Below are 26,395 nucleotides of genomic sequence, written 5' to 3'. Positions count from 1 at the left end.
CGGGCCCGCGGGCCCGCCGGCGCTCAGCCCGCCGGGTCGTGGCGTCAGGACGCGTCGCCGGCGCGGTCGACCTCGTCGACGAAGGCGAGCACCCGGGCGTTGACGCGGTCGGGGAACTCACCGTTGAGGGCATGGGAGGCGTCCGGCCACAACTCGACGACGCCGCGGGCGAGCAGGCGGCGGGCACGCAGGGCGGCCTTGCGCGGGTCGTGGATGATGCTGCGCCCGGCGATCAGGGCGAGCACCGGCACGCCGAGCCCGGCCACCTGGTCGTCCGTGGGGTACGTGGGCGGCGGCAGGAAGGCGGTGAAGTCCCGCATCCCGGCCGAGATCAGGTTGGCGACGGGTTCGTCGTCGGAGGCGTCGGCCCCACCGGAGATCCAGCTCAGCAGCTTCCGGCGCCACGACTCGGGGAAGAACGGCACCACCGAGCCCAGCGAGAAGACGACGACCTTCCAGGTGATCCGGCCGAAGAGGTTGGCGGGATCGAGCACGCTCACCGAGGCGATGCGCTCCGGCACCCGCAGGGCCAGGTGGAAGGCGCTCCACCCGCCGATGGACACGCCGAGGAGGTGCACCCGGTCGAGGCCGAGCCGGTCCAGCAGTTCGGCCAGCCAGGCCGCTTGGTCGTCCGCACCGGTGAACGCCCGGGTCTGCACCGACAGGCCGGGCTCGCCCAGCAGGTCGACGGTGTAGACCGGCCGCCGGGCGACGAGGCCGGCCAGGTTCGCCTCCCACATCGGGGTGGCCGAGGTGCGCCCCGGCAGCACGAGCAGCGGCACGCCGTCGCCGCCGCCGAAGCGGTAGACCCGGACGGATCCGAAGCCGGTCACCACGTCGTGGGTCTCGCCGGGTTCGGGAAGCCGGGCCATGGCGTCGTCGTAGGCGGCGCGGTAGCGCGCGAAGGCGGGCGCGTCGCGGAAGTGGCCGAGCCGCCGCGCGCGGAACGCGGCTCCGATGTTGGGTTCGACAAGGTCGTTCACGTGCGGGATCCTTCGTTCGCCCTTCGCGATACGATCGTATCGCAACAACGTCACGATACACTCGTATCGCAAAGAAGGGGGGCCGTGCCGAAGCAGGTGGACCACGCGGCGCGGCGGGCCGAGATCGCCCATGCCGCGCTCAGGCTGTGCGCTCGTGACGGCCTGGCCGGTGTGAGCATCGGAGGGGTCGCCCAGGAGGCCGGCGTCTCCAAGGGGCTGGTGCAGCACTATTTCGGGGCGAAGGCCGACCTGCTGCGCGCGAGCGCGCAGCTGCTCAGGCAGGAGATCGAAGGCCATGTCCGCGCGGCGCTGCGGGAGGCCGCCGGGCCGGCCGACACGCTGCGGCGCACGCTGCTCGCCGTCGTCGAGCTGGGCTCGCGCGCTCCCGTGCTGCTGCTCGCCGGACACGCGTTCCTGGCCAGGGCCGTCGCCGATCCCGACGTACGCGAGCTGTACCGCGCGGGCGGCGACGCGGTGCACCGCGAGATCGCCGCGCTCGTGGCCGCCACCGCCGCAGACCCCGGTGTCGAGGCGGGCGCCGAGGCCCACGTGCTGCTCGGTCTCGCGCGCGGGCTGGCCGACGGGGTGCTGGTCGGAGACCTGGACATCGCGGAGGCGACCGCGGTCCTCGACCACCAGCTCCGCCGGCTCGGCCGGCCGGCGGGCACCTGACGGAACGGCGCGGGCGGCCCGGGGAGATCCTCCTCCGGGCCGCCCGCGGCGCTCTCACCCGCCGATCGCGGGCATGCCCTCCGGTACGGCCTCCGCCGCCGCGTCCGGCCTGGCAGCCGCGAGCAGCTCCACCAGCCGGTCCGCGATCGCGGAGATGGTGGGCTGCTGCCACAGCAGGGTCGCGGGAAGACGGCAGCCGAAGCGCTTGTCCAGGCGCCGCCGGACCATGACCGTCATCACCGAGTCCAGCCCCTGCTCGACCAGGGGACGGCGGACCGCCAGGTCCTCGGGGGCCAGCCGCATCACGGCCGCGATCTCCGCCCGCACCTCGGGCAGGACGCGGTCGCGCAGGTCCTCCGCCGTCAGGCCGGCGAACGACTCCGCGGGCCCGCCCAGCTCCTCCTCGGCCGGGACGGGCGCGTCGATCACCGGGTAGCGCAGCCCCGTGAGGTGTCCCACCACCCGGCCGTCCAGGTCGGCCAGGAGCGCCCGCACGGTGTCGTCGGCGGCCCGGTCCACGGCCGCGTCGATGACCACCGTCGCGGGCGGGGCGCCGGTCAGCACGACCTCGTCGATGTGCACGACCATGCGCAGCACCGGATCGCCGGGGAACACGCAGGGCGCCACGGACATCGCCGCGTCCAGCGCCGGGGCCCAGCTCTCGGCGTCCCCGGTGCGGACGGTGGCGCGCAGCGCGCCGTCGCCGCCCAGCAGCGTCTCGATCGTCCAGTCGAAGCCCGTCGAGGGCACGCCGACGGCGGCCAGCCGCCGGTGCACGAACCCGGGGTCGATCGCGGTCAGAGCGCCGGCGTCGGGCAGCACGTCGGGCTTGACCTGGCCGGGAGCGGCCACGTCCGCGGTGACGTGCACCAGCCAGGCCGGTTCCGGCTCGCCGGGGCCGGCCGGCGTACGGGCGGCGAGCCGGACCGCCGGAGGTTCGTGCACGACCTGGACCTGCCGGCGTTCCGCGGTCATCAGCGGATGCGTCATCTCCACGCCGGTGAGCGTGGTGTCCTCGTCCTCGGCCGCGTGCAGGAACGTGTTGACCAGCACGGCGGCGGGCACGATCTCGACCCCGTTGAGGGTGTGGCTGCCCGGGTAGGGCCGGTTGGCGTCCTCCAGGCTGGTCCGCCACACCCGGGTCCGGCTGCCGGCGAGGCTGGTCCCGGCTCCGAGCAGGGTGTGGGAGCGCACGTCGTGCCCGCGGTTGTCGTCGTCGCCGGAGTCCTCCCGCCAGTGGCGGCGGTGTTGCCAGGCGTACGGCGGCAGCTCGGTGAGGCCGCCGTACGGCTGCAGCCGGTTCCAGTCCACCTCGACGCCGTGACAGTGGGCCGTGCCGACCGCGGCGAGGAAGGCCGGCAGCTCCGGCTGGTTCCGGCGCAGCGTAGTGCCGACGAACACGTCCTCGAACCCGTTCTCCGACAGCGTCTCGGTGACGGAGTGCGCGACCACCGGGTGGGGGGAGATCTCCAGGAACACGCGGTAGCCGTCCTCGGCCGCGACCGTCGTCGCCGCGGTCAGCCGCACGGGGTCCCGGAGGTTCGCAGCCCAGTATGCGCCGTCCAGCACGGGCGCCGCCCGGGGGTCGGCCAGCGCGGTCGAGTACATGGGGATGCGGGGCGCGCCGAACGACAGGTCGGCGGTGGCCGCGGCCAGCTCGACGGCCAGCGCTTCCATGTGCGGGCTGTGGAAGGCGACGTCCGAGGCCACCCGCCGCACCACGATGCCCTCGGCCGGCCAGTCCTCGACCACCGCCTCGACCGCGGCGACGTCGCCGGACAGCACGGTGGAGACCGGCGACGACGAGATCGCGGCCACCAGGTCGGTCCGGCCGGCCAGCCGCTCCGCCGCCTCCTCGAAGGACAGGCCGACCATCACCATGGCCCCCTTGCCCTCGGCCTGCCGCAGCAGCCGCGAGCGGCGGCAGATCAGGCGGGCGCCGTCGGCGACGGTCATCGCGCCGGCCGTCACCGCGGCCGCGATCTCGCCGACGGAGTGGCCAATGACGGCCCGCGGAGCGACACCGTACGCGTTCCAGAGCCGGGCGAGGCCCAGCTGCATCACGAAGATCATGGTCTGCACGCGGTCGATCGTGTCGAGATCGCCGTCGGCCAGGACCTGCCGCGGCGAGAAGCCGATCTCCGCGGCGAAGATCGGCTCCACCTCGTCGACCAGGGACGCGAAGTCCGGCACGGCGAGCAGCTCCCGCCCCATCCCGCGCCACTGGCAGCCCTGCCCCGAGAAGACCCAGACCGGCCCGGGGCCGAGCTCGGGCAGCACGTCGCCGGTGAGGACCGCCTCGGCCGGCACGTCCTCGGCGAGCCTGCGCAGGTGGGCCGCCAGCTCGTCGCCGTCCGTCCCGATCACGACGGCGCGACGGGCCAGATGGGTGCGCCGCAGCGCCAGCGTGTGCCCCGCCGACGCCGGGTCGACGCCCGTCCCGAGGTGGTCGGCGAGCCGGCCCGCGTACTGCCGAAGGGCCTGCTCCGAAGCGGCCGACAGCGGGAACAGCCGCTCCGCCCGGGGAGGCGTCTCCTCCTCGGCGGGCGCGTGCCGGGCCGGCGGGGCCTGTTCGAGCACGATGTGCGCGACCGTGCCCCCGTACCCGAAGCTGGAGACGCCCGCCCGGCGCGGGTGGTCGCGCTCCGGCCAGGCCGACGGCCGCGTCACCACCCGCAGGCCCGAGGTCTCCCACGGGACGGCCGGGTTGAGGGCGGACAGCACGCTCGGCGGGATCTCCCCGCGGTCGAGGGCGAGCACCGCCTTGATGACGCCGGCGATGCCGGCGGCGCCTTCGAGGTGGCCGATGTTGGACTTGACCGAGCCGATCAGGCACGGGTCGCCGGGGGCCGCCCCGCGCCGTACACCGAGGACAGCGCGCCCGCCTCCAGCGGGTCGCCGAGCCGGGTCCCGGTGCCGTGCGCCTCGACGTAGTCGACGGTGGACGGTGCGACGCCCGCCTGCCTGCAGGCGCGGGCCATCACGTGTTCCTGGGCCTCGCCGCACGGCGCCATGATGCCGTTGGTGTGCCCGTCCTGGTTCACGGCGCTGCCGATGACCAGCGCGAGCACGCGGTCGCCGTCACGCTGGGCGTCGGACAGGCGCTTGAGCACGACGACGCCGCAGCCCTCGCCGCGGCCGTAGCCGTCGGCCGCCGCGTCGAACGACTTCGACCGGCCGTCGGGCGCCAGGGCTCCGGCGGTGCCGAGCGTGAGCGTCTGGCCGGGGGTGACCAGCAGGTTGACGCCGCCGGCGAGGGCGACGTCGCTCTCGCCGAGCCGCAGGCTCTGCGCGGCCAGGTGCAGCGCGACCAGCGACGCCGAGCAGGCGGTGTCGATCGCCATGCTGGGGCCGCGCAGGTCGAGGGAGTAGGAGATGCGGTTGGCCACGGCGCAGGTCGCGGCGCCGATCCCGGTCCATGCCTCGATCTGGGGCAGGTCCTCCAGCAGCCGGCCGCCGTAGTCGGCCGTGCAGACGCCGACGAACACCCCGGCGTCGGTCCCGGCCAGCTCGTGCGGCGGCAGGCCGGCGTGCTCCAGGGCCTCCCACGCGGTCTCCATCAGGATCCGCTGCTGCGGGTCCATCAGCTCGGCCTCGCGGGGCGACAGGCCGAAGAACTCCGCGTCGAAGCCTTCGATGTCGCTCAGGAAACTGCCGTGCCGTACGGCGTCGCGCAGCGCGGCGGCGTCTTCGGGGCTCCGGGTCTCGTACCGGCGCCAGCGTTCGGCGGGCAGCGGCCCGGTCGTGTTGCGGCCGGCGCACAGCAGGTCCCAGAACTCGTCCGGTGAGTGGACGTCGCCGGGAAGACGGCATCCGATCCCGACCACCGCGACTGGTTCCACCCGGGCTCCGCGCGGAGTGTCGACCATCTGCGTTCGTTTCCCTTCGATGTCAGGCCCAATGAGGAGTTTCGAGGATTTCGAGCACGGCGCCGGAGACGGTCACCCCGGGCCCGGTGCCGAGCATGAGCAGGTGGTCGCCGGGGCCCAGCTGCCCGGTCGCGAGCAGGTGGTCGAGGGAGAGGACCTGGTCGCCGGCCCCGCAGTGGCCGATGGCGCGGCCGTAGTCCCAGGTGGAGCGGGACATGGGCAGGTCGACCACGGCCATGCACCGCTGTTCGACGATCTCCTCGGAGTAGTTCATGAACGCCACCCGGGTGAGGTCGCGGGCCTCGATCCCGCTCTCGTCCAGCACGCGTTCGACGATCTCCACCAGCGCCCGCTGGATGTTGAACAACGCCGCGCTGGTCTCGCCCCTGGGCATGACCTGCTGCCGGAACTGCTCGTTGCGGGCCGCGAAGCTCATCCGGCGCCCGACCGTGACGCCCGGCGGGAACAGCGGTTCGCTGCCCCGGTGCAGTTCCTCGGCCTCGGCCACCGTCGTCGTGCAGACCGACGCCAGCCGGGCGAATCCGCGGTCCTTGGTGAGGACGAGCGCGGCTGCGGCGTCCCCGCCGATGTAGCCGGGGCCCATCCGCCACCGGTCCATCAGCGGGGTGCCGTAGTTGTCGGCGGCGACCAGCAGGGCGGCCTGCCGGGCGGGAGCGGCGGCCAGGTGACCGGCCGCGAGTTCCAGGGCGATGAACATCCCGTTGCAGCCCTGCCGGATCTCGGTGGCCAGGACGTCCCCGCCGACGAGATGACGTTGCAGGTAGGAGTGCGGAGGCCAGCCGTCCGGGCCCTGGTGCCAGGTCGAGGCGTACAGGAGGAGATCGAGGTCGCCCGGCGCCCGGCCGCTGCGCTTGATCGCGCTGCGCGCCGCGTGCAGGGCCATCTCCGGGGCCGGCACGTCGCCGGCGACCACCGTCCCCGCCAGGTTGTGCAGCTCCGCTTCCTCCGCCGGGTACCAGCCCTTGGCGACGGCTTTCTCGACGCTGACGACGGTCCGGGGCAGGTAAGTTCCGACGCCGCTGATGTAGGTGTCCGCGTACCGCATGACTTCCGTCCTCGTCCCGGCTAAGCGGATCGGAGTTCTCTGACCATCGTCACGATGGTCGCGACGTCCCTGAAGTTCTCGGGGTCGAGCATGGCGGCGGTGATCCGGACGCCGACGTCCTTGCGGAGGAAGTTCACCAGCCGCGCCGTGCGCAGGGAGTCCAGGAGGCCCGACACGAGGAGCGGGGTCGTCTCGTCGACCTTGACGTCGTCGCCGTCCAGGACCAGGTTGTCCTGGATGAAGTCGACCAGCCGCCGCGTGATGTCGTCGCTCACGCGTGTGCCCCTCTCGTGACGGGAGCGGTGGACAGGACCCGGAACGCCGCCGCGGCGACCGACGTGCCGGAGCCGAAGCCGACCATGAGCAGGTGGTCGCCGGGCACGAGCCCGCCGGTCGCGATCAGGTGCTCGAAGGCGATGAACTGGTCGACCGCGCCGCAGTGGCCGACGCGCCGGCCGTAGTCCCAGGTCGTCTGGTCCTCGTCGATGCCCAGCCAGGACATCTGCCCGTCCAGGTCCTCGCGGCGGCCGTGCGGGAACGCCACCCGGGTGATGTCGGCGAAGTCGATGCCGGCCTCGTCCAGGGTCTGCTCGACCTGCTGCATCATCGTCTTCTGGATCGTCAGGTGGATGCCGGTGCCCTGCGCCTTGAGCAGCCGCTGGCGGAACTCCTCGTGCCGGTCCCCGAAGCTCAGCCCCCTGCCGACGGTGGCGTCCGGGGGGAAGAGCGGGTAGGCGCCGTCGTTGACCGCGTCGGCCTCCGGGATCACCGTCACGTTCACCGACAGCAGCTCGGCCATGCCGTAGTCCTTGCCGAGGACGAGCGCGGCCGCGGCGTCGCCGATCAGCGCCCCGGGGGTCATCCGCCAGCGGTCCACCAGCGGCGTGCCGTGGTTGTCGGAGGAGACGACCATGGCCGTCTCCCGGTCGGCGGCGGCCTGGAGGTAGCTCGCCGCCAGCTCCAGCGAGCTGATCATCCCGACGCAGCCGCTGCGGATCTCGAACGCCGGCACGCCGCCGCCGAGGAGGTGCATCTGCAGGTAGTGCTGGGGCTGCCAGCCGTTGGGGCCCTGGTGCCAGACCGACGGGTAGAGCAGCAGGTCGAGATCGCGCGGGGAGGACTCGCCCCACCGCTCGTACGCGTCCAGGACCGCGAGCCGCGCCATCTCGGGCGCCGGCATGTCGCCGGCCACCGCCGCGCCGATCTGCCGGAACTTCTCGGCGTCCGCGGCCGGGTACCAGCCCTCACGGACGGCCTGCTCGACGCTCACGCTGTCAGGCACGTAAACGCCCAGGCTCCTGACGAACATGTTGGGTGTACGCACACGCCTCCTAACTCATCGACGAATCCCGGACAACGGCCTTCGGCAGGGAAAAGCGCTTATCCGATTTATTTCAGGCCAGGAGTCATGCGGCCCCCGGCCGGTCGGGAAATACGACGTGAAATGAGCCGGCGGGCCGTCCCGGGTAAGGATAGGGGCGGCCCGCCGAATAAAGCAATATCGTGGTCCGCGACCTTCCGTGACCGACGTTCGACGGAACGTGTCGCAATAAGGGAAAGCCGCTATTCAGCTCACCGCCGGGGATTCGCCGAATAAAATTCGGGAATCCGCCCGGATTGCCGAATAAAATTCTGGAATCCGGGCGGCCGGGAGACCCGCGCCGGGCCGTCGCCATTCGGTTCCGTCCCGGCGCGCGTCGTGTCAGGGCACTCTCGTGCAGACGAGGTTGTTGAGCTTGAACTGGGCGGGAATGTCGTTCGTCCCGGTGACGGTCGCCGAGAAGCCGAGGCTCTGGCTGGAGCCGGGGCCGATGTAGGAGTTGGTGCCGGCGTCGCGGGCGGTCACCTGCGTGCCGGTCTGGGTCACCGCGGTGTCCCAGGCGTAGGTGATCTGCTGGTTGCCCGACCAGGCCCACGTGGCGGTCCAGCCGTTGATGGGCGTCGTGCCGGTGTTCCTGATGGTCAGGTGGCCGTTGAACGCGCCGGGCCAGACCTCGGTGGTGTAGGTGACCTCGCAGGAGGTGCCCATCTTGAGCCCGCCGCGCAGGAAGGTCGTGAAGTTGGGCCAGGTGGGGTCGAGGGTGCCGGTGCCGACGGTCTCGCCGCAGTTCTTCGTGGTGCGGACGGTCTGCGTGCCGTAATGGGCGGGGTCCATGACCTGGGGCATCATGTGGTCGGCGCCGGGCACCGAGACGAAGGTGGCGGACCCGCACTGAGCCTTGATCTTGTTGTAGAGCAGGACGCTCTGCCCGTGCGGCACGAGGAAGTCGGCCTGGCCGTGCAGGAACATCAGCGGCGGGTCGTTGCCGTCGACGTACGTCATCGGGTTGGCCTGGGCCACCGTGGCCGGGCAGGTCTGGATCGGACAGCCGACCAGGAGGGACTCCGGCGAGGCCGGAGAGTTGTGGTCCAGCCCGCCGGTCGGCAGGTTCTGGGCGTTCATCTGCAGGAAGTCGGTCGGGCTGTAGAAGGCGAGCCCGGTCTGCACGGAGCTGGAGACGCCGGTCGTGCCGAGGGTGCCCTCCAGCGCCGACACGCCGCCGGACAGCGTGGCCATCTCCGTCAGCCAGCCGCCCGAGGAGTCGCCCATGATCGCGAATCGGTTGGGGTCGAGCTGGTACGTGGCGGCGTTCGCGCGCAGCCAGCGGATCGCCGCCTTGATGTCGTGCACCTGGGCCGGGAAGATCGCCTGGGCGCTGGAGCGGACGCTGACGCCGGCCACGGCGAAGCCCAGGGGGTTGAAGATCGCGGCGATGGCGTCCGCGCCGGCCTTGCCGTCGTCGCTGCTCCACGCCGAGCCGGTGTGCCAGATGATCAGGGGGCGGGGCGTGATGCCGGTGGCGGGCAGGTAGAGATCCAGCAGATGCCCTCTGCTGCCGGCCGGTTGTGCGGGCGCGTAGGCGATGTCGGTGATCGTCTGCGTCGCGTGTGCCGGCGGCGCGAAGGCCGCCGGCACACCGACGGCGGCCAGCACGGTCATCGCCAAGCCGACGGCGGCCGTGCGGATTCGAGCTTGCATGGTGCGACTCCGGTTGGTCGGATGGTCGCCGCTTCCCCGGGTGGCCGTCCGTGTCTCGTTCGATGGCAGGGCGGCCGTGATGAGCACGCCGACCTGTAGCGCCTGTGAGAACAACGTCCTGTTCGAGTGTCGCGGCTCACATCGATATGGGCGGGGAGACGATATGACACCTACGCGACGATGGTCAAAGTTTTCGTAGTTTCGTTTCCAGTAGAACGGGAAAGCGGCATAAATCGTACTTTGGGGGCGTAAGGCGCGGAGACGGCCCCAGATCATCCATGGCATGCACAGGCGGTCGGATACACCCCCACGGCGTCTTTCACGCCGATGAAAGTTTCATGACCCGGCGGCCGGCGATTCCGGCGCGACAATCCCACCGGAGCCGTTAGTGATAATGTCCACCGACATGATCTCCCCAGTCGCAGGAGGACGAATGCGAAAGGCACGCGCTGTTCTCGTCTCGGCCGTCATGGTCCTTGGAGTGTCGCTGACGATCGGCGCCGCCCCGGCGAACGCCGAGAAACTGGCCGGCGTCTTCAGGGAGCACGCGGAGTGCGAGCGGATCGGCACCCAGGGCATCGACCAGAACTGGTGGGACGACTATTCATGCCAGTGGGAGAGCAAGTACAGCTACTACTTCCTCTACGCCTGACCCGGTGAGACGCACGCCCCCCGGGCCCGCGGATCGAACCGGGGGCGCGTGCGCCTACCGGGTCACGAGCGCGCCGGCGGGGTTCTGGTCCGCGGCGAGGCGGCGCTCGCATGCGGAGGCGCGGTCACGGAGGCCCGTCGTCCGCCCGGCATGCCGAGCGCGACCAGCACGCCGACGAACGCGAACACGGCGACCGCGCCCATGCCCGCCGCGAAACCCGCGCTGAACTCCTCGGCGGACGCGTAGCCCCCGGCAGCGCCGAACACCGCGACCGTGACCGCGACGCCGAACACCCCGCCGAAGATGCGCAACATCATGAAGACGCCGGACGCCTGGCCGATCTCTTGCGGCCGCACGGCGCCGACCGCCGCCTTCTGCGCCGCCGGCATGGCCATGGTGACCCCGGCCGACCCGATGACCAGCGCGGGCAGCAGTTCGAGATAGCCGGTGCCGGGGCCGGCGACCAGGGCGATCCAGCCCATGCCGACGGTCTGGAGCAGTAGCCCGCCCACGACGAACGTCCGCTCGCCGACCCTGTCGACCAACCGGCCGGCGATCGGCGCGCACACCATCAACGTCCCGGTCCACGGCATCAGCCGCAGGCCGGCCATGAGCGGCCCGTCCCCGTGCACGACCTGGAAGTACTGGGCGAGGAAGAACATCGTGCCGTACAGCGAGGCGAACACGAGGAAGTTGGCCGGGTTGGCGGTGGCGAACACCCTCGACCGGAAGAACCGCATGGGGAGCATCGGCGCCTTCGCACGTCGTTCCCAGAGCACGAAGGCGGTCACCAGAGCGACGCCGAGCGCCAGCGCGCCCAGCACCTCCACACTGCCCCAGCCCGCCGCGTTCCCGCGGACCAGACCCCAGACGAGGCCCAGCGCGCCCGCGGTCACGAGCACGACCCCGCCCAGGTCGAACCGGTTGCCGGGGCCATGGCTCTCGCCGACGCGCCGCGCCGTGAGCAGGATCGCGACCAGGCCGATCGGCAGGTTCAGCCAGAAGATCCACTGCCAGGCCAGCCCCTCGGCGACGGCGCCGCCGACGAACGGGCCGGTGAACGTCGCCAGCCCGGTGATGCCCAGGTACAGCCCCATCGCCCGGCCCCGCTGGTGCGGCGGGAACGCCGTGCTGATGAGAGTGAGTGACAGCGGCAAGACCATCGCGGCACCGGCGCCCTGCAACGCCCGCGACACGATCAGCGTGCCGATGTCCGGGGAGGACGCGCAGGCGGCCGACGCGACCGTGAAGACCGCCAGCCCGGCCGTGAACATCCGGCGGCGGCCGAACCGGTCACCCAGCGCCGCCCCGGTCAGCAGCAGCACCGCGAACGTCAAGTTGTAGGCGTTGACGGTCCACTCAAGTGCTTCGATCGAGGCCGCCAGGTCGCCCCGGATCGTGCTCAGCGCCGTCGTGACGACCAGACTGTCCAGGGCCATCATGAACGACGCCAGTGACGCGAGCGCCAGCACCCATGCCTGGCCGGACGTCATCCTTCTCTCGCCGGTGCTCATCGTTCTCCTTCTACGCGTGTCTTCTCCCGCACGGGTGATCAGGGCCGCAGCGAGCGCGGGAGCCCGAACCCCGGCAGGAGGGAGTTGTCGTGGAACCGGGTCAGCGCGGAGACGCGCTCCCCGGTCAGGGTCAGGACGAGCAACCCGTGTGCGTGCAGGATCGGCGTCCGCGGGTCGCGCAGGTAGCAGCCGAAGGCCGGCTGGCCGTTCGCCCGCGTCGGAACCAGCACGTACCTGCGCCCGTCACGCAGCGCGACCGTGGTCAGGAAGTGCCCGATCGCGTCCGTGCCCTGGTATTCGAGCGGCAGCGGCGGCATGGTCAGCCACGCGTCGTCCGTCAGGACGGCCACGATCGCGGCGACGTCCCCGGCCTCGAACGCGCGGCTGAAGTCGGCCGCGATCCGGCGTTCCTGCGGTGAGTCCGGCAGCGGAGCACTCTCCCGGCCGGGACCGGGAAGATCGCGTGCCAGCGCGGCCCGTGCGCGTCTCAGCGCCATGGTCACGGCGTTCCCGGTCGCGCCGAGGACGGTCGCCACCTCGGCGGCCCGGAATCCCAGGACGTCCCGCAGCACCAGCACGGCACGCTGCCTGGGCGGCAGTCGTTGCAGCGCCGCGAGGAAGGCCAGCGACACCGACTCCCTGGCCTCGTACCGGGCTTCCGGCCCCGGCACGTCGTCGGGGATCTCGGCGAGCAGCGCGTCGGGGTACGGCTCCAGCCAGCTCGGTTCCTCGCGGCGACGCGACGGCTCGGGCATCGGGATCTCCGCTCGGTAGGCCGCGTGCTCGTGCGGACGGCGGGCGCCGGCACGCAGTGCGTTGAGGCAACGGTTGGTGGCGATCCGGTAGAGCCACGTGCGTAACGACGCACGCTCCTCGAAGTCGCCGATCCCGCGCCAGGCCGCCAGCAGTGTCTCCTGCAGCAGATCCTCGGCGTCGTGCACGGAGCCGAGAATGCGGTAGCAGTGCACCTGGAGCTCATGACGGTACGGCTCGACCAGGCCGCGGAACGCCTCCCCGTCCCCTGCGCGGGCCGACGCCAGCAGGTCCCCGGGCGTGCGCCGGTCATGGTCCGGGTCGCCGGTCCCCCAGGACGACGGGGTCCCTCGCATGTCGGCTCCTTTCGTGGGTCCCTCTCGAATGGTCAGACACCACTCGTCGCGGAAAGGAGTCGCTGCCCGGCCGATTCCTCAGGAGCCGGAAGGCCGTCTCAGCGAAGGGCGGCCAAGGTGGTGAGGGGGTTGTCCAGGAGGCCGGCGAAGGCGAGTTCGGCGGCTCCGGCGAGCGTGGTGTCGTCGCCCAGGGCCGTCACGGCCAGGCGGACCCGTTCCCGCGACACCGGCAGCACGTGCGCGTCGATCCGGGCACGGACGCGTGGCTCGGCGCCCGGGTAGACATCGCGCAACATCCCGCCGAAGACCACGAGCGCCGGGTTGAACAGGTTGATGAGGTTGACGACGCCGACGCCGAGCCAGTCGCCGACGCGGTCGAGGGCGTCCCGCGCCCTGGCGTCACCGGCCCCGGCGAGGGCGACGACGGACCGGATGCCGTCGCGGCCGACGAGGTCGCCGGACCGTCCCGCGTAGTCGAGCAGGGCCTCCTCCCCCACCTCGGCCTCCAGGCAGCCGCGCGACCCGCACAGGCAGGGCCGCCCGTCGAACGGGTTGACCAGCATGTGCCCGAGTTCGCAGCCGTAGCCCGTGTCGCCGTCCAGGAGTTCGCCGCCGACGATGATCCCGCCGCCGACGCCGACGTCCCCGTGCAGGTAGACGAGGTTGTCGGCGTCTCGTCCCGCGCCGCGCACGTGCTCGGCGATCGCACCCAGGTGCGCCTCGTTGCCCACCTCGACGGGCAGCCCGAGGCCGAGCCCGGCGCCGAGTTCCGCGCCGAACGCCTGGTCCACCCAGCCGAGGTGCGGCCCGTACCGCACGGTGCCGTCGGCCCGCCTGATCAACCCGCAGTACGAGGCGCCGACCCCCACGCACAACGAGCCCGGCCCGGCCCCGGCGACCAGCTCGCGGCCGAAGGCGGCCAGGACCCCGACGACGTCCGCCAGGTCGACCCCGGCGCGGGCGCGGACGCGCTCCCTGCGGTCGAGGACCTGGCCGCCCAGCCCGACGCGGGCCGCGATCAGCCGGTCCACGGCGACGTCGAACGCGAGCCCGTACACCGTCCCCTGCTCGGGCATGACGACGATGGACGGCCGCCCCGCCCGGCCCCGCCCGGCGGGCACGCCCTCGCGGACCAGCCCGGCCGCGGCGAGTTCGGCGGTCAGATCCATGATGGTGCTGCGGTTGAGGCCCATCCGGCGGCCGAGCGCGGCGCGTGACACCGCCCCGTCGTGGTGGACGCGCCGCAGCACCTCGCTCAGGTTCCGCTGCCGCATCTGCTCCTGCGTCCGCACGCCCACCGCCGATCCCGCCATCCCCGTCACCCCTTAGGACGTGCCCTCACCCGATCACGGTCGTGTCGGCAGGCGCAAGGTGAAGGTGGTGCGGACGCCCGGGGTGCTGGCGGCCGTGGCGGTGCCGCCGTGCGCCTCGGCCAGGTCGCGGACGATGGCGAGGCCGAGGCCGCTGCCGCCGGTGCGGCGGTTGCGGGACTTCTCCGCCCGCCAGAACCGGTCGAAGACGTGCGGAAGGTGCTCGGCGCGGATGCCGATCCCCGTGTCGGTCACCTCGATGACCACGTGGTCGCCGTCCTGGCGGGCGCCCAGCGTGACGTGCCCGCCGGTCGGCGTGTAGCGCAGGGAGTTGGTGACGAGGTTGCCGATGGCCTGGCGGAGCCGTACGGGGTCGGCGGTCAGGGTGGGGGCGCCGGTGATGCCGGTGGCCAGGGTGAGCCCGGCGGCCTCGGCGCGGCCTCGGTGGGCGGTGGCCACCTGGTCGAGGAGGTCGCCGAGGTGCACGGGTTCGAGGTGCAGGCGCAGCTTGCCCGCGTCGGCGAGGGCGAGGTCCTGGAGGTCGTCCACGATGTGCTGCAGCAGCAGGAGCTCCTCGACCAGGGAGGCGATCAGCGCGGGGTCCAGCTCGGCGACGCCGTCCTGTGCCGCCTCCAGCCAGCCTCGCAGGTTGCTCAGTGGCGTGCGCAACTCGTGGGAGACGTCGCTGACCATGGCCTTGCGCTGCTCCTCCATGCGCTGGAGGTGCTCGGACATCTCGTTGAACGCCGTGGCGAGCTCGCTGATCTCGCCGGTCGTCCTGACCTGGACGCGGGCGGAGCTGTCCCCGTCGCGCATCCGCCGGGCGGCGTGGGTCAGCGCGTTGACCGGGCCGACCAGGCGTCGGGCCGCCATGACGCTGACGCCGACGGTCAGCACGAGCACGAGGAGGGCGGCGCCGGCGATCGAGGGCAGCGGGATGCGCGGGCCGGTGGCCTCGGCGGGCGATCCGATGTACAGGTACGCGGCGGGGGCGACGTAGGGATCGAGCTGTTCCTTGCGGGCGGTGACGATGCAGGAGGAGATCGTCTGGCCGGGTTCGGCGGCAGGCGCCGGCCGCTTCTCCTTGGAGATCCAGGTGAAGTCGAGGCCGACCGAGCCGCGTTCCGCGCCCTTGCCCTTCAGACATCTGCCGACCAGGAGGTTGAGCTGCTTCAACGCGGACTTCTCGGTGCGCGTCGGCGTGTTGAAGGTGACGGCGTCGCAGGGGGCCGTCACGGCCGGTGCCGGGCTCGGCTCCCGCGGGACGCCCTCGCCGGTCGTCGTCACGAAGGGCCTGCCGGTGTGGGAGACCGTCGTCCGTACGGCTTGACCGGTGCGTCTCATGCAGACGGCGTAGGCGTCGGCGGCCTTCCCCAGCCGGACACGATCACGGTCGGGCAGCAGGAAGGGGCCCACCGCGCGCGGATCGATGCGGTCCTCGGCCGCCCCCGGCACCAGCGTCACGTCCACGGCCAGCGGATCGACGACGGCCGACACCCTGGCGGGCAGCGGGGTCCCGGCGGCCGCCGAGTCCGCGATGAGGGCGCCCTTCTCGGTGGTCAGCGCGATGCGGCGGCTGTTGGCGGCGGCGAGGTCGCGCACGGTGGCGGCGACGCCGGACCAGTCGGGGTGGCGGGAGGCGTAACCGAGCAGGCTGTTGTTGATCTGGGCGTCGCTGGCCAGCGTCTGGCCCTGCTCGCGCTGGATTGCGCCGGAGGTGCTGTTGGCGGCCAGCCACGCCGTCGCCGTGATCGAGCAGACCGCCACGACGGCCGAGCTCGTGAGCAGCCTGACGAACAGCGACCTCATGCCTGGGTCAGCTTGTAGCCGACGCCGTACACGGTCAACAGCCGGGACGGGCGGCGCGGGTCGGGCTCGATCTTCTTGCGCAGGTTCATCACGTGCACGTCGACCGTGCGTTCGGTGATGAACCGGTCGAAGCCGTGGATGCGCTCCAGCAGCTGCTTCCTGGTGAACACCCGTTCCGGCTCGGCGGCCAGCGTCTCGATGATCCGGAACTCGGCGAGCGTGCAGTCGGCCGGCGTGCCCGCCACGGTGACGGTGTGCCTGACCGGGTCGACGACGAGGTCGCCCGCCCGGAACAGCCGGCCGGCCTCCGGCGACCTGCCCGTACGGCGCAGCAGCGTCCGCACGCGGGCCATCAGCTCGCGCGGGCTGTACGGCTTGGTCATGTAGTCGTCGGCGCCGAGGTCGAGCCCGAGCAACAGGTCGTCCTCGGTGGACCTGGCCGTCAGCATCAGGATCGGCAGGTCGGACTCGGCGCGCAGCACCCGGCAGACGTCCAGCCCGTCGACCTTCGGCATCATCACGTCGAGCAGCACGAGGCCGGGATCACCCTGCCGGGCCTCGTCGATCGCCGAACGTCCGTCGTGCACGACGCGGACCTCGTGGCCCTCCCGCTCCAGGTAGCGCCTGAGCAGTTCGGCCTGCTTGGGGTCGTCCTCGGCGACCAGCACGTACGCGCACATGGCCCGAGGTTATGCGCACTCCACGAGTGCATACGGGATCCGCATGACAGGCAAACAGGTTCCACACATTCTGCCGCCAGGCTGCGCCGGGTGAGAACCAACCTGCTTCGTACGGCCGCGGCGACGGCACTCGCCCTCCTGCTGGCGGGCTGCGCGGGCAGCGCAGACGGTGCCGTACGCCCCGACCCCGTGAACACCCCGGTGAACACCCCGGCGGGCGGCGCCAGATCGAAGATCGCGAGCGTCAAGGGGGCCCGGATCACGATCTACCGGGACAGACAGGGCGCGCCCCAGCGGACGATCACCAGTCCCAACGACTACGGCACGACGCGCGTCTTCCTGGTGGAACGCGACGAGGGCGACTGGCTCCAGGTGCTGCTGCCGATCCGGCCGAACGGCAGCAAGGGCTGGATCAAGGCCGCCGACGTGACGCTCGCCGAGACCTCCCACCGCGTGGAGATCGACCGCGGGGCGTTCCGCTTCACGGTCTACGACGGCGACCGGCCGGTCAGGACGGGCAAGGTCGCGACCGGCGAGGCCGGGACGCCGACGCCTCCGGGCCGCTACTTCTTCACCGAACTGGTGAAGCCCACCGGTGACGGCGGGGCCTACGGCGCCTACGCCTTCGGGCTGAGCGGCTTCTCGCCGGTGCTGAAGAGCTTCGCCGGCGGCCCCGGCCAGCTGGCGATCCACGGGACGAACAAGCCTTCCGCCATCGGCACGCGGGCCAGCCACGGCTGCGTCCGGGTCGGCAACGACGACATCACCTGGATGGCGAAGAACCTGGCGATCGGCACTCCGGTCGTCGTCAAGGGCTGAGGCCCTGCTCGAAGGATGAGAGGAACCCTATGAAGATCAGGACCATGCTCGTCGGCGCCGGCGCGGCGCTGGCCCTCGCGGCCGGCCTCGCCGGGTTCTCGGGGACGGCCTCGGCCGAGCCCAAGAAGCCCGCCGCAGTGCCAGCCGCGGTGCCCGCCGCAGTGCCCGCCGCAGTGCCCGCCGCCGTCCCCTCCGCGGCGCCCTCCCCGGTGCCCGCGGAAGGCCGGCCCACGGTCGAGCGGACGGCGGGCCCGAAGGAGCCGGTCGCCGTCAAGCCGCGCTACACCGGCTGATCACGGCACGTCGCCGCCGCGTGACGTCCCTCCTCTCCCGCCCGCCGGCCGCGTCAGCGGCCTGGCCATCGCGGGCGGGAGCAGGACCCGGACGCCGCGGCGCCACGTGCGGGCGGCGAGCGGGGCGGCCACGCCGTCCCCGACCACGCACGGCACGGCGTCCGTGACGCCGCCCCTCCCCCGCCGGGGCCCGACCCCGGCGGGGGCCTTCTTCTTCCGAGCCATCCTCTGCGCCAACGCCTGAGGACCGGGCCTTTCCCGTCGCGCTCCCGACGTCACCGTCCCGCGCCGGATGTGCTTGCCCGTCCGCGTTTTCTGTTGCGCTGAGTTGACGAGCGACTCCCCTACGTTCCGCCCTCTTTGCGCCTTTCGACCCCGTTTGCGAGACGGCCCCGGCGAAGAGGATCATTCAGTCTGGCGTTCCGGAGCAGTGGCGAGAAGGCCGCACTCCTCGCCCACGTCCGGAGCCCAGGGTTTGCCTGTCGCCGGCCCAGGAGGTTCGCGCGCTCCGGCCGACGCTGGGCACCGGGACGTCGCTGACCACCCGCCAAGCCGTCGCGCCGATCGGCCGATGGCGCGCCCTCCTGCAAGCAAGATCATGGCAGGTTCCAAGTCAGCGGCAAGCCGGGTCGCCGATGCTGTTGTGCGGACGACTGTGGGCGAAAGGAGCACGTAACCGCAGAACACGACATATGCCGCGAACGCCCCCCGCCACACCCGCCGACCGCGCGACACTGAACCGCCCGCACGACCCCGCACGACCCCACGCGCCCAGCGACGACCTCGCCCGGGCCCGCGTGCCGTCCCCGAGGAACGGGCCGTTCCCGACCGCCCACCCGGGCACGTTTGACCTTTGCTGGAAAGAGGACACATGAATACGGATGTGACGGGCGCGAACCGCCCTCCCACCGACTCGCCGGGACGCCTCCACGAGGCCCTGGAGGCGCAGTGCCGGCGGACGCCCGATCGCCTCGCCGTCGTCGCGGGCACGAGCCGGATGACCTACGCCGAACTCGACCGCAGGGCCAACGGGATCGCCAACGCCCTGGCCGCGCGGGGTGTGGGACGCGGCGACCTGGTGGGGATCTGCCTCGACCGCGACGAGTGGCTGGTGCCCGCGCTGATCGGGGTGCTCAAGGCGGGCGCGGCCTACGTGCCGCTGGATCCGGCCTATCCGGCGGAGCGCTTACGTTTCATGGCCGAGGACGCCGCCATGAACGCGGTGGTCACCTCGGCGGCGCGGCGCGAGACCGCGGCGCCGACCGGCGCGGACACCGTGCTCGTCGACGACGTGACGCCCGCCGCGCACGGGCCCGAGGTGCCCGGCGAGCCGGGCGACGCCGCGTACCTGATCTACACCTCCGGCTCCACCGGCCGCCCCAAGGGCGTGGTCGTGGAGCACCGCAACACCCTGAACCTGGTGCGCTGGGAGGCGTCCGCCTACACCGCCGAGGAGCTGAGCGGCATGCTCGCCGGCTCCTCCATCTGCTTCGACGCCTCGATCACCCAGATCTTCACGCCGCTGTTCGCGGGCGGGACCGTGATCATGGCGGACAACGTGCTGGCGCTGCCGACGCTGCCGGCCCGCGACGAGGTGCGCACGGTCTTCGGAGTCCCGTCCGCGCTGTCGGTGCTGCTGCGCGAGCCGCTGCCGGACGGCGTGCGCATGGTGCTGTCCGGCGGCGAGCGGCTGACCGCCGCGCTGGTCGCGCGCGTGTACGCCAACCCGGGCGTGCGCCGGGTGCTCAACATGTACGGCCCCACCGAGTGCACCACCGGCTCCACCCTGTTCGAGGTGAGCCGCGACCACCGGGGCGACCCGCCGCTGGGCGGGCCGATGGCGGGCGCGCTGCTCAGCGTGCGCGACGCCGCCGGCAGCCCGGTCCCGGACGGGGAGGTCGGCGAGTTGTGGATCGGCGGCCCGAACGTGACCCGCGGCTACCTGGGCCACGACTCGCAGGCGTTCGGCACCGACCCGGACGGCACCCGCGTCTACCGCACCGGCGACCTGGTCCGACGGGTGGACGGCGAGCTGCGCTACGTGGGCCGCGCCGACGACCAGGTCAAGATCCGCGGCTACCGGGTGGAGCTGGGCGAGGTCGAGTCGGCGCTGGACCGCCATCCCGCGGTGCGCCGCGCCGTCGTCCTGGCGCACACCGACGACGACGGCATCGCCTACCTCGTCGCGCACGTGGCCGCCTCCGGCGTGACCGAGCCCGAGCTGCGCGACTGGCTGCGTGACCGGCTGCCCGACCACCTGGTCCCGGCCAGGATCGGCGTGACCGGCGACCTGCCGATCGCCCCCACCGGCAAGGTGGACCGCGCGGCCCTGCCCAAGCTGGGCGCCGCCCGGACGGGGAGCGCGGCGCCGGTCGCGCCCCGGACGGACGACGAGCGCCAGGTGGCCGAGGTGATCGCGGACGTGCTGGGCCTGCCGGAGGTGGGCGTGCACGACCGGTTCGCCGACCTGGGCGGGCACTCGCTGGCCGCCGCCCGGGTGGTGACCGAACTGTCCCGGCGGCTCGGGCACACCGTGCCCCTGGCGACGTTCCTGACCGAGCCGACCGCCGCCGGGCTGGCGGCGCGCCTGGGTGAGCCGGGATCGGCTCCCGTGCGGCGGACCGGCCGGACCCGGCACCCGCTCACCGCCGCGCAACGCGAGTTCTGGACGTTGCGCCAGCTCCACCCGCACAGCCCGGTCACCACCGTGTCGATCCGGCTGCGCGTGCGCGGCCTGAGCGGGAGCGCGCCGCTGCGCCGGGCGCTGGACGCGGTCCTGCGCCGGCACGAGGCCCTGCGCAGCACGATCTCCGCCGGCGAGGACGGCGTCCCGTACGCGGTCGTGCACCCGCCCGTCGCCGTCCCCCTGGCCGAGCATCCGGCGGGCGCGGACCCGGTGAAGGTGGCCCGGGCCGCGGTGGAGCACGTGTTCGACGTGACGACCGAGGTGCCGTTGCTGCGCGCGAGCCTGTGCCCCGTCGGAGAGGGCGTGGCCGAGCTGGTGCTCGTGACGGACCACATCGCCTTCGACGGCGGTTCGACCGGCGTGCTGATGGACGAGCTGGCCGCCGAGCTGGCGGGTGAGCCCGTGCCCGAGCCGGCGGTGCAGCTCGGCGACGTCGCGGTGCGCGAGCAGGAGGACCGGCCCGACCTCGCGCGGCTGCGGGAGTTCTGGCGCGGCGAGCTGGCGGGGGCGCCGGTGGCGGGACCGCCGCCCGGCGACCTGACGACGTGCCGGGTGATCAGGCCGCTGACCGAGGAGTTCACGGACGACGTGGCCGCGCTGGCCCGCGCGTGCGGGGCGACCCCGTACGCGGTGTACCTGGCCGCGCTCGCCCTGGCCGCCGGGGAACCGGACACCCTGGTCGGCATGGTCGCGGCACGGCGCGCCCGGCCGGAGCTGGCCCGGGTCGTCGGGCCGCTGATCGACACGGTGCCGGTACGGCTGCGGCCGGACGCCGCGCCGACCTTCCGCGACCTGGTCCGGCAGGCCGGGCAGGCCGCCACGCGGGCGCTGGTCCACCAGGAGGTCCCGCCCGCCGACGTGCCCCGCGCCCCGGTGCTGCTGGCCATGCAGCACGCCGAGGTGCCGGTGCGCGCCGGCTGCCTCGAACTGCTGACCGAGATCGGCCCGGGCGCGGCGGTGCACGAGTTCAGCGTGCTCGTCAACCGCACGGCCGCCGGCGCCGAGCTGCACCTGGAGTACGCGGTCGCGCTGCTCGGCCGGGAGGCGGCCGGGGCGTACCTGGACCGGCTGCTGTGGCTGCTGCGGCGCGTGGTGGCCGAGCCGGACCTGGCGATCGCCACGTTCGAGCCGGTCACCCCGGACGAGCGCGCCGCGTTGCTGGCCCGCGCGGCCGGACCGCGGCTGCCGGACGACCTGCCCCCGGTGCCGCTGTCGCTCGCGGCGAACGCGGGCGGCACGGCGGGCACGGCGGTGGTCGGCCCGGACGGCGCCGCCCTGACCCACGCCGAGCTGAACGACCGCGCCGACCGGATCGCGGCCGGGCTGCTGGCGCACGGGGTGTCGCGCGGCGACGTGGTCGGCGTCCACGTGCCGCGGGACGAGATGCTGGCCGCGGTGCTGCTGGGCGTGTGGCGGGCGGGGGCGGCGTACCTGCCGCTGGACCCGGAACACCCGGCCGGGCGGCTGCGCCTGCTGGCCGTGGACGCCGGCGCCCGCGTGGTCCTCACCCGCGGCGAGACGCCCCTGGAGACGGCACCCGACAACGACGGGCCGGTGACGCTCGACGCGGACCGGCTCGCGGCGGGCCCCCGCGCGGACCTGCCCGAGGTGCACGCCGCGGACCTGGCGTACGTCACCTACACCTCCGGTTCCACCGGCGCCCCCAAGGGGGTCGAGGTCACCCACGGCGCCCTGGCCGCCCTCGTGGCCGGGATGATCTCGACGCTCCGCCTCGGCCCCGCCGACGTGCAGCCCGCGGTCGCGCCGCTGAGCTTCGACGCCTCGGCCTCCGAGCTGTGGAGCGTCCTGGCCGCCGGTGGCACGTCGGTGGTGGTGGACAGGGCCACGGCCACCGACGGGCACGCGCTGGCGGAGCTGATCACCACGAGCGCGGCCACGGTGATCGACTTGGTGCCGACCGCGTACCGGATGCTGATCGCGGCCGGGTGGGCGGGTGACCCGGCGCTGCGCGCCGTCGCCGGCGGGGAGGCGCTGGACCCGGCGCTGGCCGAGCAGATCCTGCTGCGCGTCGGCGAGTTGTGGAACGCCTACGGGCCCACCGAGACCACCGTCACCTCGACGCTGCACCGGGTGCGCGCGCACGAGGGCGACCGGGTGCCGATCGGGTCGCCGATGCCGGGCGAGCGGGCGTACGTGGTCGACGCGCGGCTGCGGCTGGTGCCGCCGGGCGCGGTCGGCGAGCTGCTGCTGGGCGGCGCCGGGGTGGCCCGCGGCTACCGGGGCCGTCCTGACCTGACCGCGACCGCCTTCGTGGCCGACCCGTTCACGCCGGACGGCCGCTGCTACCGCACCGGTGACCTGGCCCGCTGGCGGCCGGACGGGACGCTGGAGTTCCACGGCCGCCGCGACCACCAGGTGAAGGTCCGCGGTTACCGGATCGAGCTGGGCGAGATCGAGGCCGTGCTGCGCGAGATCGCCGAGGCCGCGGTGACCGTGGCGGGCACGGACGCGCAGGCCCACCTGGTCGGCTACGTCGCGCCGGAGACGGCGGACCTGGCCGCGGTCGAGCGGCACGCCCGGTCCCGGCTGCCCGGCCACATGGTGCCGCGCCGCTGGGTCGCGCTGCCGGCCCTGCCCATGCTGCCCAGCGGCAAGGTCGACCGCCACGCGCTGCCCGAGCCGGACACCGGCCCGGCCCCGGCGCGGGTCGAACCGGCCACCGAGGCCGAGCTCCTGGTGGCCGCCGTCTGGGCCGAGGTGCTCGAACGGCCCGAGGTCTGGGCCGGCGACGACTTCTTCGCCCTCGGCGGAGCCTCGTTCGCCGCGACCAGGGTGGCCGCCCGCCTGCGCGAGATGTTGCAGGTCACCGTGCCCGTGCGGCTGGTGTTCGACCGGCCGGTGCTGGCCGACTTCGCCGCCGCGCTGGAGGAACTGCTGGCCGCCGACCTGATGGAGGGGATCGAGGGATGACCGAGGTACGTGAGGACCGGATCGCCGAACTCGTCCGGTCCAGGCTCGCCGCCGCCCTGAAGCAGAAGGAGCAGGCCGCCGTCCCCCGGATCCCGGCGACCTCGGCCGCGGACATGCCACTGTCGCCGGCTCAGGAGCGGCTGTGGTTCCTGGCCCAGCTGGAGCCCGGCACGCCCACCTACAACGTGCCGCTGACGCTGCGGCTGCGCGGCCCGGTGGACGTCGCCGCCCTCACCGGCGCGGTGGCGGACCTGGCGGAGCGGCACTGGATCCTGCGCGGCGTCATCGACGACGGACGCGTGCGGCCGGTCGCCGCCGTGCCGGTGCCGGTGGTCGACATGGCGGCCGCCGGCCCGGCGGAGCTGGAGCGGGAGCTGGCCGAACACGCCTGGCGGCCGTTCCGGCTGGACGCCGAGCCGCCCCTGCGGGCCACGGTGTTCCGGCTCGGCGACGAGGAGTGCGTGCTCGCGCTCACCCTGCACCACATCGCCACCGACGCCTGGTCGGAACGCGTGCTGCTGGACGATCTCGCCCACCTGTACGCCGCCCGCCTCGGCCTGGAGCCGCCCCCCGCTCCCCCGCCCTGCAGTACGCGGACGTGGCCGCGTGGGAGGCCGGGCGGCCCGACGCCGACCTCGACTGGTGGGCCGGTCACCTGGCGGGCCTGCCGCCGGTGCTCGACCTGCCGCTCGCCCGCCCGCGCCCGGCCGTCCCCACCTGGGAGGGGGCGGCGGTCGCGGTGGAGGTGCCCGAGGCGCTGTCGGCGAAGGTGCGCGCGGTGGCCGGGACGTCGCCGTTCATGGTGTTCCTGGCCGGGCTGCAGGCGTTGCTGAGCCGCCTGTCCGGCGTCGACGACATCGCCGTCGGCGTGCCGCACGCGGGCCGCCACCATCCCGACGCCGAGCGGGTCGTCGGCTGTTTCATCAACACGCTGGTGGTGCGCGGCGACACCGCGGGCGACCCGACCGGCGCCGAGCTGCTGGCACGGGCGCGTACGGCGGCGCTGGACGCGTTCGCGCACGCCGGCACGCCGTTCGAGCGGGTCGTGGAACGCCTGCAGCCGGAGCGGAACCTCGCGGTCACGCCGCTGTTCCAGGTGATGCTCAACGTCTACGACACCGGCGCGCCGCTGTCGCTGCCGGGGCTGGAGGTCGAGGCCGGGTCGCCGCCCGCGCCGACCGCCAAGTTCGACCTGAACCTGGAGCTGGGCGACGACGGCACCCGCTTCTCGGGCGAGTTACGCTTCCGCACGGACCTGTTCGACGAGGCCACCGTGCGCCGCCTCGCCGGCTGGTACCTGGAGCTGCTGGACGGCATGCTCACCGACCCCGGCGCGCCGGTGCGGCTGCCGGCCGGCGACGACCTGCGCGGCCGGGACGCCGACCTGCCCGTGGACGTGCCGCTGCACACGCTGGTCGAGCGGATGGCCGACACCCGGCCGCACGCGGTCGCGGTCGGCTCGCTCAGCTACGCGGAGCTGGACCGCCGCGCCAACCAGGTGGCCCACTGGCTGCTGGAGAGCGGGGCGCGGCCGCAGGAGCCGGTCGGCGTGCTGCTGGAGCGGCGGCCCGAGCTGGTGGTCGCCATGCTCGGCGTGCTCAAGGCGGGCGCCGCCTACCTGCCGCTCGACCCGGTCTACCCGGAGCGGCGCAACCAGGCGGTGGTGGCCGACGCCGGAGCGCGGATCGTGCTCACGGGTACCGAGCTCGCCGCCGCGGCGGAGGCGTCCGGCGAGCGTCCCGGTGTGGCGGTGCGGCCGGAGCACCTGGCGTACGTCATCTACACCTCGGGCTCGACCGGGCGGCCGAAGGGCGTCGCGGTCGAGCACCGGCACATCACGCACTATCTCGGCGCGGTGGCCGAGGTCGTCCCCGCGGGGATGACGTCGTTCGCGCTGGTCTCCACCGCCGCCGCCGACCTGGGCATGACGAACGTGTGGTGCGCGCTGACCACGGGCGCCACCCTGCACCTGATCGACCACGAGACGGCCACCGACCCGGCCGCGTTCGCCGCCCGCCTGTCGGCGCACCCGGTGGACGCGATCAAGATGGTGCCCAGCCAGCTCGAACTCCTCGGCACGGCCGCGCTGCCCGGCAAGCTGCTGATCCTGGCCGGCGAGGCGGTGCCGGCGGACCTGGTCGCGCGGGTCCGGGCGGCACGGCCGGACCTGGAGGTGCAGATCCACTACGGCCCCACCGAGACCACGGTGTCGGTGCTGGCCTGCGACGCGGGCGAGGCCCTGGCCGAGCTGGGACCGGGCCGGGCGCCGCTGGGCCGGCCGCTGGCCGACGTGGTGTGCCGGGTGGCCGACCCGTCCGGACGGGCGCTGCCGCCCGGCGTGCCCGGTGAGCTGTGGATCGGCGGGCCGAGCGTGGCCCGCGGCTACCTGGGCCGTCCCGACCTCACCGCGGAACGTTTCACCGGCGGCTGGTACCGCACCGGCGACCGGGTCCGGGTGACCGGGGACGGGCTGATCGAGTTCCTGGGGCGGATCGACGACCAGGTGAAGGTGCGCGGCTTCCGCGTCGAGCTGGGCGAGGTCGCCGCGGCGTTGCGGGCCCTGCCGCAGGTCGCGGAGGCGTACGTGCAGCCGGTCGGCGACGGCCTGGAGCGCCGCCTGGCCGCCTGGGTGACGCCCGCGACGGTGGACGTCGCCCAGGTGCGGTCGGCGCTGCGCGAGCGGCTGCCCGACTACATGGTGCCGGCCGCGATCGGCGTGCTGGAGTCGTTGCCGCTGACCCCGAACGGCAAGGTGGACCGGGCGGCGCTGCCCGTGCCCGAGGCGGGGCCCGCGGTGCGGGTGCCGCTCGGGACACCCGCCGAGCGGCTGGTCGGCGAGGTCTGGGCCGACGTGCTCGAACTCGCGGAGGTGTGGGCGGACGACGACTTCTTCGCCCTCGGCGGGCACTCGTTCGCGGCGACCCGGGTGGCCGGGCGGCTGCGGGAGCGGCTGGGCGCGGCGGTGCCGGTGCGGCTGCTGTTC

The 26,395-nt window shown here is 73.6% G+C and carries 18 protein-coding genes and 4 pseudogenes; 9 read left to right on the top strand and 13 right to left on the bottom strand.

Features of this window, described 5'->3' with window-relative positions; genetic code table 11:
* Positions 1 to 44: 44 nt before the first annotated feature.
* Positions 45 to 983: an alpha/beta fold hydrolase gene (locus tag ACNF49_RS14980; RefSeq protein ID WP_357972593.1), complete on the bottom strand. Its 939-nt coding sequence runs from the start codon at positions 981 to 983 to the stop codon at positions 45 to 47.
* Positions 984 to 1,067: 84 nt separating this feature from the next.
* On the opposite strand from ACNF49_RS14980, the gene ACNF49_RS14975 reads away from it, so the two are divergent.
* On the top strand, positions 1,068 to 1,655 hold the full coding sequence (locus tag ACNF49_RS14975; RefSeq protein ID WP_357972596.1) for a TetR/AcrR family transcriptional regulator: 588 nt from the start codon (positions 1,068 to 1,070) through the stop codon (positions 1,653 to 1,655).
* A 54-nt stretch (positions 1,656 to 1,709) separates the two neighbouring features.
* On the opposite strand, the gene ACNF49_RS14970 is transcribed toward ACNF49_RS14975, so the two are convergent.
* The 6 genes from ACNF49_RS14970 to ACNF49_RS14945 all read right to left on the bottom strand — a co-directional run bounded on the left by ACNF49_RS14970 (position 1,710) and on the right by ACNF49_RS14945 (position 9,609).
* Entirely contained in the window at positions 1,710 to 4,415 is a 2,706-nt protein-coding gene (locus ACNF49_RS14970) for an acyltransferase domain-containing protein (protein ID WP_482945532.1), read from the bottom strand.
* Positions 4,416 to 4,483: 68 nt separating this feature from the next.
* A complete protein-coding gene (locus ACNF49_RS14965) occupies positions 4,484 to 5,497 on the bottom strand; it encodes a beta-ketoacyl [acyl carrier protein] synthase domain-containing protein (protein ID WP_482944076.1) in 1,014 nt (337 codons plus the stop codon).
* A 49-nt stretch (positions 5,498 to 5,546) separates the two neighbouring features.
* Positions 5,547 to 6,590, bottom strand: a complete 1,044-nt coding sequence (locus ACNF49_RS14960; protein ID WP_498702453.1) for a ketoacyl-ACP synthase III family protein — start codon at positions 6,588 to 6,590, stop codon at positions 5,547 to 5,549.
* Positions 6,591 to 6,610: 20 nt separating this feature from the next.
* Positions 6,611 to 6,865 carry an acyl carrier protein gene (locus ACNF49_RS14955; protein ID WP_482944074.1) on the bottom strand — a complete coding sequence of 85 codons (255 nt, stop codon included), beginning with the start codon at positions 6,863 to 6,865 and terminating at the stop codon, positions 6,611 to 6,613.
* The gene (locus tag ACNF49_RS14950) at positions 6,862 to 7,914 is read right to left on the bottom strand and encodes a ketoacyl-ACP synthase III family protein (protein ID WP_498702452.1); all 1,053 of its coding nucleotides are present in this window, start codon (positions 7,912 to 7,914) and stop codon (positions 6,862 to 6,864) included. The genes ACNF49_RS14955 and ACNF49_RS14950 overlap by 4 nt, the downstream gene beginning before the upstream one ends.
* Positions 7,915 to 8,292: 378 nt before the next feature.
* Positions 8,293 to 9,609, bottom strand: a complete 1,317-nt coding sequence (locus ACNF49_RS14945; protein ID WP_482944072.1) for a cellulose binding domain-containing protein — start codon at positions 9,607 to 9,609, stop codon at positions 8,293 to 8,295.
* 433 nt (positions 9,610 to 10,042) lie between these two features.
* Between ACNF49_RS14945 and ACNF49_RS14940 the strand changes: the two genes are divergently transcribed.
* On the top strand, positions 10,043 to 10,261 hold the full coding sequence (locus tag ACNF49_RS14940; RefSeq protein ID WP_357972614.1) for a hypothetical protein: 219 nt from the start codon (positions 10,043 to 10,045) through the stop codon (positions 10,259 to 10,261).
* Positions 10,262 to 10,323: 62 nt separating this feature from the next.
* Here ACNF49_RS14940 and ACNF49_RS14935 read toward each other — a convergent pair whose 3' ends face one another.
* From ACNF49_RS14935 to ACNF49_RS14915, 5 genes are all read right to left on the bottom strand, one after another.
* Positions 10,324 to 11,775 carry an MFS transporter gene (locus tag ACNF49_RS14935; protein ID WP_482944071.1) on the bottom strand — a complete coding sequence of 484 codons (1,452 nt, stop codon included), beginning with the start codon at positions 11,773 to 11,775 and terminating at the stop codon, positions 10,324 to 10,326.
* A 38-nt stretch (positions 11,776 to 11,813) separates the two neighbouring features.
* Positions 11,814 to 12,884, bottom strand: a complete 1,071-nt coding sequence (locus tag ACNF49_RS14930; protein ID WP_482944070.1) for a sigma-70 family RNA polymerase sigma factor — start codon at positions 12,882 to 12,884, stop codon at positions 11,814 to 11,816.
* 98 nt (positions 12,885 to 12,982) lie between these two features.
* The gene (locus ACNF49_RS14925; RefSeq protein ID WP_357972617.1) at positions 12,983 to 14,197 is read right to left on the bottom strand and encodes an ROK family transcriptional regulator; all 1,215 of its coding nucleotides are present in this window, start codon (positions 14,195 to 14,197) and stop codon (positions 12,983 to 12,985) included.
* A gap of 33 nt (positions 14,198 to 14,230) precedes the next feature.
* Positions 14,231 to 16,003: a sensor histidine kinase gene (locus tag ACNF49_RS14920; protein WP_357972620.1), complete on the bottom strand. Its 1,773-nt coding sequence runs from the start codon at positions 16,001 to 16,003 to the stop codon at positions 14,231 to 14,233.
* Positions 16,000 to 16,683, bottom strand: a complete 684-nt coding sequence (locus tag ACNF49_RS14915) for a response regulator transcription factor (protein WP_358002800.1) — start codon at positions 16,681 to 16,683, stop codon at positions 16,000 to 16,002. The genes ACNF49_RS14920 and ACNF49_RS14915 overlap by 4 nt, the downstream gene beginning before the upstream one ends.
* 90 nt (positions 16,684 to 16,773) lie before the next feature.
* Here ACNF49_RS14915 and ACNF49_RS14910 point away from each other — a divergent pair, with 90 nt between their 5' ends.
* Entirely contained in the window at positions 16,774 to 17,502 is a 729-nt protein-coding gene (locus ACNF49_RS14910) for a L,D-transpeptidase (RefSeq protein WP_482944069.1), read from the top strand.
* A 29-nt stretch (positions 17,503 to 17,531) separates the two neighbouring features.
* The gene (locus ACNF49_RS14905) at positions 17,532 to 17,795 is read left to right on the top strand and encodes a hypothetical protein (RefSeq protein ID WP_482944068.1); all 264 of its coding nucleotides are present in this window, start codon (positions 17,532 to 17,534) and stop codon (positions 17,793 to 17,795) included.
* Here ACNF49_RS14905 and ACNF49_RS14900 read toward each other — a convergent pair whose 3' ends face one another.
* Positions 17,796 to 18,020 (bottom strand): hypothetical protein, encoded by a 225-nt coding sequence (locus ACNF49_RS14900; RefSeq protein ID WP_357972632.1) that lies wholly within the window; start codon positions 18,018 to 18,020, stop codon positions 17,796 to 17,798.
* A gap of 646 nt (positions 18,021 to 18,666) precedes the next feature.
* On the opposite strand from ACNF49_RS14900, the gene ACNF49_RS14895 reads away from it, so the two are divergent.
* From ACNF49_RS14895 to ACNF49_RS14875, 5 genes and pseudogenes are all read left to right on the top strand, one after another.
* Positions 18,667 to 23,412 (top strand): non-ribosomal peptide synthetase, encoded by a 4,746-nt coding sequence (locus ACNF49_RS14895; protein ID WP_482944067.1) that lies wholly within the window; start codon positions 18,667 to 18,669, stop codon positions 23,410 to 23,412.
* Positions 23,409 to 23,930: pseudogene (locus ACNF49_RS14890) on the top strand (condensation domain-containing protein); the annotation flags it as partial. The gene ACNF49_RS14895 and the pseudogene ACNF49_RS14890, both read left to right, overlap by 4 nt.
* Positions 23,870 to 24,697, top strand: a pseudogene (locus ACNF49_RS14885) (condensation domain-containing protein); the annotation flags it as partial. The pseudogenes ACNF49_RS14890 and ACNF49_RS14885, both read left to right, overlap by 61 nt.
* 30 nt (positions 24,698 to 24,727) lie before the next feature.
* Positions 24,728 to 25,939 (top strand): annotated as a pseudogene (locus ACNF49_RS14880) (amino acid adenylation domain-containing protein); the annotation flags it as partial.
* Positions 25,916 to 26,371: pseudogene (locus ACNF49_RS14875) on the top strand (AMP-binding enzyme); the annotation flags it as partial. The pseudogenes ACNF49_RS14880 and ACNF49_RS14875, both read left to right, overlap by 24 nt.
* Between the last annotated feature and the right edge of the window lie 24 nt (positions 26,372 to 26,395).

The sequence above is a fragment of the Actinomadura sp. ATCC 39365 genome (assembly GCF_054392275.1).
The sequence above is the reverse complement of the archived record's forward strand: the minus strand, read 5'-3'. Positions and strand labels throughout refer to the sequence as shown.

What these genes read in the sequence shown, in the direction of transcription:
- ACNF49_RS14915 (WP_358002800.1), bottom strand. Translation starts at nt 16,683, where the DNA reads ATGTGCGCGTACGTGCTGGTCGCCGAGGACGACCCCAAGCAGGCCGAA.
- ACNF49_RS14960 (WP_498702453.1), bottom strand. Translation starts at nt 6,590, where the DNA reads ATGCGGTACGCGGACACCTACATCAGCGGCGTCGGAACTTACCTGCCC.
- ACNF49_RS14900 (WP_357972632.1), bottom strand. Translation starts at nt 18,020, where the DNA reads ATGGCTCGGAAGAAGAAGGCCCCCGCCGGGGTCGGGCCCCGGCGGGGG.
- ACNF49_RS14945 (WP_482944072.1), bottom strand. Translation starts at nt 9,609, where the DNA reads ATGCAAGCTCGAATCCGCACGGCCGCCGTCGGCTTGGCGATGACCGTG.
- ACNF49_RS14920 (WP_357972620.1), bottom strand. Translation starts at nt 16,003, where the DNA reads ATGAGGTCGCTGTTCGTCAGGCTGCTCACGAGCTCGGCCGTCGTGGCG.
- ACNF49_RS14925 (WP_357972617.1), bottom strand. Translation starts at nt 14,197, where the DNA reads ATGGCGGGATCGGCGGTGGGCGTGCGGACGCAGGAGCAGATGCGGCAG.
- ACNF49_RS14930 (WP_482944070.1), bottom strand. Translation starts at nt 12,884, where the DNA reads ATGCGAGGGACCCCGTCGTCCTGGGGGACCGGCGACCCGGACCATGAC.
- ACNF49_RS14905 (WP_482944068.1), top strand. Translation starts at nt 17,532, where the DNA reads ATGAAGATCAGGACCATGCTCGTCGGCGCCGGCGCGGCGCTGGCCCTC.
- ACNF49_RS14940 (WP_357972614.1), top strand. Translation starts at nt 10,043, where the DNA reads ATGCGAAAGGCACGCGCTGTTCTCGTCTCGGCCGTCATGGTCCTTGGA.
- ACNF49_RS14895 (WP_482944067.1), top strand. Translation starts at nt 18,667, where the DNA reads ATGAATACGGATGTGACGGGCGCGAACCGCCCTCCCACCGACTCGCCG.
- ACNF49_RS14935 (WP_482944071.1), bottom strand. Translation starts at nt 11,775, where the DNA reads ATGAGCACCGGCGAGAGAAGGATGACGTCCGGCCAGGCATGGGTGCTG.